This window comes from Streptomyces sp. NPDC058964 (genome assembly GCF_042741275.1).
Classification (GTDB): Bacteria; Actinomycetota; Actinomycetes; order Streptomycetales; family Streptomycetaceae; genus Streptomyces.
On sequence record NZ_JBHYKH010000394.1, the window covers coordinates 1,897 to 8,578 of the forward strand.

5 protein-coding genes and 2 pseudogenes are annotated in these 6,682 nt (G+C 73.3%); 5 read left to right on the forward strand and 2 right to left on the reverse strand.

The annotated features are described in order from the left end of the window. Positions 1 to 613: 613 nt before the first annotated feature. Positions 614 to 2,004, reverse strand: a pseudogene (locus ACFW2E_RS34415) (cation:proton antiporter); the annotation flags it as partial. Positions 2,005 to 2,015: 11 nt separating this feature from the next. Between ACFW2E_RS34415 and ACFW2E_RS34420 the strand changes: the two are divergent. Both ACFW2E_RS34420 and ACFW2E_RS34425 read left to right on the forward strand, forming a co-directional pair. Beyond that, on the forward strand, positions 2,016 to 2,345 hold the full coding sequence (locus tag ACFW2E_RS34420) for a sensor histidine kinase (RefSeq protein WP_384472131.1): 330 nt from the start codon (positions 2,016 to 2,018) through the stop codon (positions 2,343 to 2,345). A 316-nt stretch (positions 2,346 to 2,661) separates the two neighbouring features. Next, entirely contained in the window at positions 2,662 to 4,521 is a 1,860-nt protein-coding gene (locus ACFW2E_RS34425; RefSeq protein WP_384472134.1) for an NAD-binding protein, read from the forward strand. Positions 4,522 to 4,532: 11 nt separating this feature from the next. Here ACFW2E_RS34425 and ACFW2E_RS34430 read toward each other — a convergent pair whose 3' ends face one another. After that, positions 4,533 to 5,039 (reverse strand): hypothetical protein, encoded by a 507-nt coding sequence (locus ACFW2E_RS34430; RefSeq protein WP_384472137.1) that lies wholly within the window; start codon positions 5,037 to 5,039, stop codon positions 4,533 to 4,535. 274 nt (positions 5,040 to 5,313) lie between these two features. On the opposite strand from ACFW2E_RS34430, the pseudogene ACFW2E_RS34435 reads away from it, so the two are divergent. From ACFW2E_RS34435 to ACFW2E_RS34445, 3 genes and pseudogenes are all read left to right on the forward strand, one after another. Next, a pseudogene (locus ACFW2E_RS34435) lies at positions 5,314 to 5,793 on the forward strand (amino acid permease); the annotation flags it as partial. 14 nt (positions 5,794 to 5,807) lie between these two features. Next, positions 5,808 to 6,149: a hypothetical protein gene (locus ACFW2E_RS34440; RefSeq protein ID WP_384472140.1), complete on the forward strand. Its 342-nt coding sequence runs from the start codon at positions 5,808 to 5,810 to the stop codon at positions 6,147 to 6,149. 153 nt (positions 6,150 to 6,302) lie between these two features. Continuing rightward, the coding region (locus tag ACFW2E_RS34445) for a response regulator transcription factor (RefSeq protein WP_384472143.1) at positions 6,303 to 6,682 on the forward strand (380 nt) is incomplete at its 3' end.

Sequence of the window (6,682 nt, forward strand, 5' to 3'; positions counted from 1 at the left end):
GGCGGGGCGCCGCGGCGGCCGGCGCGGCGCGCGCCCGCCCCCGCGCGCCCCCCCCCCCGCCCCGGGCCGGGCACACGGACGTCGGCGTCGGGACGACGACAGGACGCCGTGCGCGGTGCCCGTCGTCCGGCACGGACACCCGGCCGACCTCGCTCCGTTCCGGAGTGGGGACTCCGAAGCCGTGAGGCCGCTGACGCCTGCGGCCACTTGGGCGGCCGACGGTGAAGCTATCCGCGGGCGGCCCCCGAATGCCCCGGTTCAGCAAGGAATTTGCGGTTCGCGTACGGGCGGGGCGGTGGCGCCGTCAAGGTCCCGTCAATCCCTCCTGAGAGGGCGTCAGGAGCGTGTCAGGCCTCTCCGAGGTCCAGGGAGCGTCGGAGACGTCTGCGGGTGGTGTCGCCGATGGTGTGTTCGCCTGCAGGCGTCGCAGCTCTGCGGCCCGCGCGGTTACCAGGTCCCGTCGCACGCCGTCGGCCGGTCGTGGGCGTTGAGGTCGTGGTGGAGGGGGCCGGGGATCCCGTCGGTCGGCACGGCCACCGGGACAGGCGGGATCGCGCGGTCGCCGGGAGCGGCGGGTCCACCGGGTCACGTGACGCGTACCGGCGTGAGCGCGTCAGGCGTCCGCCAGCCGGGCCTCCTCGAGGTCCAGGGACCGCTGCAGGCGTCTGCGGGTGGTTTCGCTGATCGCGTGCTCGTCGTAGAGGCGTCGAAGCTCCGCGGCCTCCACGGAGACCAGGTCCCGGCGCAGCTGCCGGTAGACCAGGTCGGCGGACTCGGCGGGAGCGCCATGGCCGTTGCCGACGGCCAGCCGGTCGCGGGCGTCGTCGAGGCGGGCGTTGAGACCGCGGCGGAGACGGTCGAGGACCACGTCGGGCACGGCCTCCAGCTCGGACAGCTCCTCCAGACGCCGAATGCCCGCGTCGGCCAGGCGACAGCGGGCGGAGGCCTCCTCGCGCTCGGTGTGGTCCGGCTCCAGGGCGATGCCGGAGCGGCGGACCACCGGGGCCAGGGTGAAGCCCTGGACGACGAGCGTGACGACCACGACCGAGGTGGTCAGCACCAGGACCAGCGGGCGGTCCGCCAGGGCCGCGCCGCTCCTCGTGGCCTCCGGGATCGACAGGGCCGCCGCGAGCGGCACCACCCCACGGGTCCCCGCCCAGGTCAGCACCACCGGCACCCCACCGGCACCCGCCAGTTCATGCGCTGGATCCCACCCTTGCGCTGCACCACCGCCGACAGCGGCGCCAGCCACAGCAACCGCACCGCGAGCAGCGTGCCCGCCACCGCCAGGGCGTACAGCGGCCACGCCCGGTCGTCGTCGGACAACGACCGCACCTGCGCCGGCAGTGCCAGCCCGATCAGGCTGAAGACGACACTCTCCAGCAGGAACACCACCGTGCCGTAGACGGCGTGCAGCTGGAGCCTTATCCGGGCGTTGGTGAGCCGCTCGCCGCGCCCGCCCAGCACCACACCCGCCACCACCACGGATGTGACGCCGGAGGTATGGGCGGCCTCCGCCAGGACGTAGGCCGCGTACGGTGTGACCAGGGAGATCACCGTCTCCAGGATCGGGTCCTCGGTGCGTCGTCGGATCACGGTCACCACGGCCGCGACCGCCGCGCCGATCAGCGTGCCGCCGCCCGCGAGCGCCACGAACTCCCCGCCCGCAGCTCCCCAGTTCGCGGCGGCGGAGGCCACGGCGACACTCGCCGCGGCCCGGAAAAGCACCAGAGAGGTCGCGTCGTTGAACAGACTCTCCGCCTGGACGAGCACCTGGACCTTGGGCGGCAGCGCGAGCCGACGGCCGAGGGCGGTCACCGCGACCGGATCGGTGCTGGCCAGGACCGACCCGAGCACCAGCGCCATCTGCCAGGACAGCGGTGTCACCATGGACGCCACGGCACCCACCGCCGCCGCCGAGGCCAGCACCAGCCCCACCGCGAGGACGCCGACCGGCTTCCACACGGCGCGCAGCTCGCGCCAGGACAGTTCCTCCGCACTGGCGGGCCCGGCTCGTGGAGGCCGCCGCCGAGGCGGAGCCGGTCAAGGCGGCCGACCGGATGCGTACGGCGCTGCTGCGGGCCGTGGGGCACCACCTGCGCACCCCGCTCGCGGCGGCCTGGGCCGCGGTGACCTCGCTGCGCAGCCGCGAGGTCCAGTTCTCCGGCGAGGACCGCGACGAACTCCTCGCCACCGCGGACGAGTCCATGGCCAAGCTGAGCCGGCTGGCGGAGAACCTCCTCGACCTCAGCCGCCTGGAGGCGGGTGTGCTCACCCTCCGCCGGCGGCCCACCGCGCTGGACGAGGTCCTGCCGGTCGCGCTCGCGGACATCTCCGACGTCTGAGTGCGTGACCCGGCGGAGAACCGTGGTCGTCGCTGTGGCCGAGCTCGGCAGCCGTACCGGGGCGTCCTCACCGCGCTGTCGGCGGCGGCCCGGTTCGCCCGCGGCGCAGCCGCAATCGGACTCGGCTTCCTGACCCTCCGTACGCGACCTTCAGCCGGTGCGAGGGGGCTGACCCGAGAACCTTGGCATGTTCTTGACGCAAACTTGAAGCCGCTCCCGGCGCCCGGCCGGAACCGGCCTCATGACCCACGCCGTTCAGCCTGGTGTGACATCGACCCTCCCCATACACACGGAGCCCGGGCAGACAGCGCAGCACATGGTGATCTGCGGTGACGACGGGCTGGCGCACCGGCTGGCCGTCGAACTGGACGCCGTGTGCGGCGAGATCGTGACCGTCGTGCTGCCGTCCGGGAGCGACGGGCACGGCGCGGAGGTCGCCGCGCTGCACCATGACCCCGGCTCCTCGGTGTCCCTGCACGTCTCCGTCCGCCCCGATGAGCGGACCCTGCGCGCGGCCGGTATCGAGCGGGCCGCCGCGCTCGCCCTCACCTACCGCGACGACCAGGTGAACACGACGGCGGCCCTGCTGGCCCGCACCATCAACCCCTCCGTCCGGCGGGTCATCCGCATGTTCGACCGCGAACGCGGCCGCCATCTGGAACGGCTGCTCGACCGCGCGGCGGGACTGTGCGACGACGCGGCCCGGGACACCTCCACCACGGTCCTCTCCGACGCCGACACCGCCGTACCGGAACTGGTCGCCGCCGCCGCGGTGGGCCACGGTCACACCCTCCAGGTCGAGGGCAGGGTCTTGCGCGGTGTCGTACGGCCCGCGGGGACACCACCGCACGCCACCGACCTGGCCACCCTGGCCGTACTCTCCGGCGCCCACCAGGACGACCCGGCCAGCCAGGACAGCCCCGAGACGCCCGGCGAGGAAGGCACCCAGCTGCTGCCGGACACCCGGACCGCCTACCACGGCCAGTTCACACACGGCCGGCTGATGCTGGAGGAGATCACCCACCACGATCCCGAACCGGTGGCCCGCACCCGGCGCAGCCACCTGCGCGCCTGGTTCCGGGCGCGACTGGCCCACCTGCCGTGGAAGGTGTTCCTCTCCCACCAACTCACCGCTGTCTACGGCGCGTTGGCCGCCGTCGTGATCGCGCTGTCGACCGCCACCGCGCTCTTCGCCGACGAGCACCCGTGGTGGAAGAACGTCTACCTGCCGCTGCTGGACATCTTCACCATGGGCGACCCCGCCACCGGGGAGTCGCCCGCCCGACGGGTGCTCCAGCTGATCGCCGGATTCGTCGGCCTGGCCGTGCTGCCGCTCGTCATCGCCGCGACCACGAACGCCACCGAGGCGTTCCGCACCGCCTCCGCGACCCATCCGCCCGGCGACGACGTCAACGGCCACATCGTCCTGGTCGGCCTCGGCATGATCGGCACCCGGGTGCTGGACCGCCTGCGCACCACCGGCCACCAGGTGGTGGCCATCGAGCGCGACCCGCACGCCCGCGGGATCTCCCGCGCCCGCGAACTCGGCATCCCGCTCATCCTGGAGGACGCCACCGCCCCGGGCGTGCTCGACCGGGCCCGCGTCGGACACGGCCGGTCGCTGCTCGTCCTCACCCGCGACGACGGTCAGAACCTCGACATCGTCATGTCGGTCCGCGAGACCAACCCCGGCCTGAGGGTGGTGATGCGGCTGTACGACGACGACTTCGCCGCGACGGTGCAGCGCACCCTGCGCGCCTCCTACCCCGACGCGCTCACCCGCAGCCGCAGCGTCTCCGCGCTCGCCGCTCCCTCCTTCGCCGCCGCCATGATGGGCCGTCATGTGCTCGGGGTGATGCCGGTCGAGCGGGGCTCGCTGCTGTTCACCTGCGTGGACGTGGCCGGGCACCCCGAGTTGGAGGGGCGGTCCGTGCACGAGGCGTTCCGGGAGAACGAATGGCGGGTGCTGGCCGTCGGGGCGGCTGCCGGACCGGTGCCGTCGTCCGGCACGGACACCCTCACCGGGCTCCGGTCCGACCGCCGGGGCTTCGACTGGCGCCCCGTGCAGGCTCGGGTGCTGCGGGCCGGGGACCGGGTGGTCCTGGCGACGACACGGCGCGGCCTGGACATCCTGATGACGGGGGTCCAGCCCCGTCCACCGCAGCGGCGGGGATGACGGGCGGCCGGCTACTCCAGGCCGGACGCCCGGAACACGCTCAGGGCCGTCTCCCGCTCGACGCGCTCCGCGATGCGGCGCAGCGCGGTCGTCCCGCACATCAGGGTCCCGGCGGCCGCCGCGCTCCGGGCGTCCTCGTCGAGCCGGAACCACAGGTCCGGGTTGTTCACGAGGACCTGAGGGTCGATCTCGACCCGGTCGCCGAAGGCGTCCCGCAGGACGAGCCGCCGGGAGACCCCTTCCAGGCAGCGCACGGACACCAGGGCGTCGGTGCGAACCCGCCGGGTGCTCAGCAGGCGCCGGGAGGCGAGCCAGCCCTCGCCCGCCGAGATCCGGGCCGGGCACAGGACCATGAACAGCACCAGCGCGAGCGTGACCCACAGGACACCGCGCCACCAGGTGAGGTTGTCCGTGAGCCAGTCGATCAGGAACAGCATGCCGAGCAGCACGCCGGAGCACCGGACCGAGCTGCACAGATCCTCGGCCCAGCGGCGGTCGTACAGCACGCGGTGCTCCATGCGCCCGAGGGTAGAGACCTCGGCAGCGGCGAGAACACAGTTCCGCCGTGAGTTGACGCGACTCTGACGGGCCGGCCGCCGTTCTTGACGCCGCCGCAGCGAGGGCGGCGTCGCCCGCGTCACATTTCCCGTCAAGCGCCCGTCAAGGTCGCGGGGTTCGGCGCGAAGAACGCGCAAGGAGCCGCGGGAGCCCACCGGATCGGGACCGAACCTTGGTGCACCCCGCGCGGCCTTCCGTGCGCGGCCGTTCGTCCCGTACTGAGGAGCACCGCCCATGTCCATACTCACCGTCGAACCGGGCGCCGTCCCCGCCGGCGAGGAGCCGCCCGATACCGGCGAGCGACACCGCCTGACCGCCGTCACCGGCCTTGCCGCGTTGTCGCTGGACGCGATGGCCTCGGTGGCCTACGGCCCCGAGGCGATCGTGCTGGTCCTGGCGGCGGCTGGCGCCCACGGTCTGGGCTTCACGCTCCCCGTCACGCTGGCCATCGCCGCCCTGCCGGCGGTGCTGGTCGCGTCCTACCGCCAGGTGATCGCGGCCTTTCCGGACGGCGGCGGCTCCTACGCGGTGGCCAGGACGCACCTGGGCGCGCGCACCAGCCTGGTGGCGGCCGCCTCGCTGGTCCTGGACTACGTGCTCAACGTCGCCGTCGCCGTCACGGCCGGCGTGGCGGCCATGACCTCCGCCTTCCCGGCCCTCTACGACGACCGCCTGTGGCCGTGCCTGGCCGTCCTCGTGCTGATCACCGCGGTCGCCCGGTCGTGATCGTGCCCGTTTCCTCCCTGTCCCGTCTGACCTCGCAGGCCCTGAGCGCCGCCGCCTCCGTCGGCCACGAGGTCCGCGCGGTCACCGTCTTCCACCCGGATCCCGAGGACCGCGCCCAGCCGCATGCCCTGGAGCGTGCCTGCGTCCGTGAGGCAGCCGCGTCGGAACCGGCCACCCGGGTCACCGTGTTGATCCCGGAGACCGAGCCTGAGCGGCTGTGGCAGCGGCTGCTGCAGAAACCAGCTGGGTGCCGTCGTCGCCCACACGGTGCGGCGGGAGACCGGCGCGGTCATCTGCCGGCTGCGGTTCCGCCTGTTCCGAGGCGCCGGTCACGGACGACGTAAGGGCCCCGTCAAAGCCGTATCGACGGCCGTAAGGGACCCGTCAACGGCACTCGAATCCAGCCGGCCAGGCGGTTTCCTCTAACCGTACGGACTTCCGAGTCCCATCCGAATCCGACTCAACATCGCGCTCAAGGAACTGATCAAGGGCAACTGATGACCCGAGTGCTGGTCGTTGAGGACGATCCACAGCTCGTACGAGCACTCGTGATCAACATGCAGGCACGCCAGTACGGAGTGGACGCGGCGCCCGACGGCGCCACGGCCCTCCGGCTGGCGGCCGCGCGTCAGCCGGACGTGGTGATGCTCGACCTCGGACTGCCCGACATGGACGGGGTCGACGTCATCGAGGCACTGCGTGGCTGGACCTGCGTACCGATCCTGGTGCTGTCGGCCCGTCAGGCCTCCCTCGAGAAGGTCGCCGCGCTCGATGCGGGCGCCGACGACTACATCACCAAGCCGTTCAGCATGGACGAGCTCGTGGCCCGGCTGCGGGCCGCCGTCCGCCGCACCGAGGACGCGCCGCTCGCCCCCGA

Excerpts from the sequence above, each read along its gene's own strand:
- ACFW2E_RS34430 (WP_384472137.1), bottom strand. The coding sequence starts at position 5,039 with ATGGAGCACCGCGTGCTGTACGACCGCCGCTGGGCCGAGGATCTGTGC.
- ACFW2E_RS34425 (WP_384472134.1), top strand. The coding sequence starts at position 2,662 with ATGGTGATCTGCGGTGACGACGGGCTGGCGCACCGGCTGGCCGTCGAA.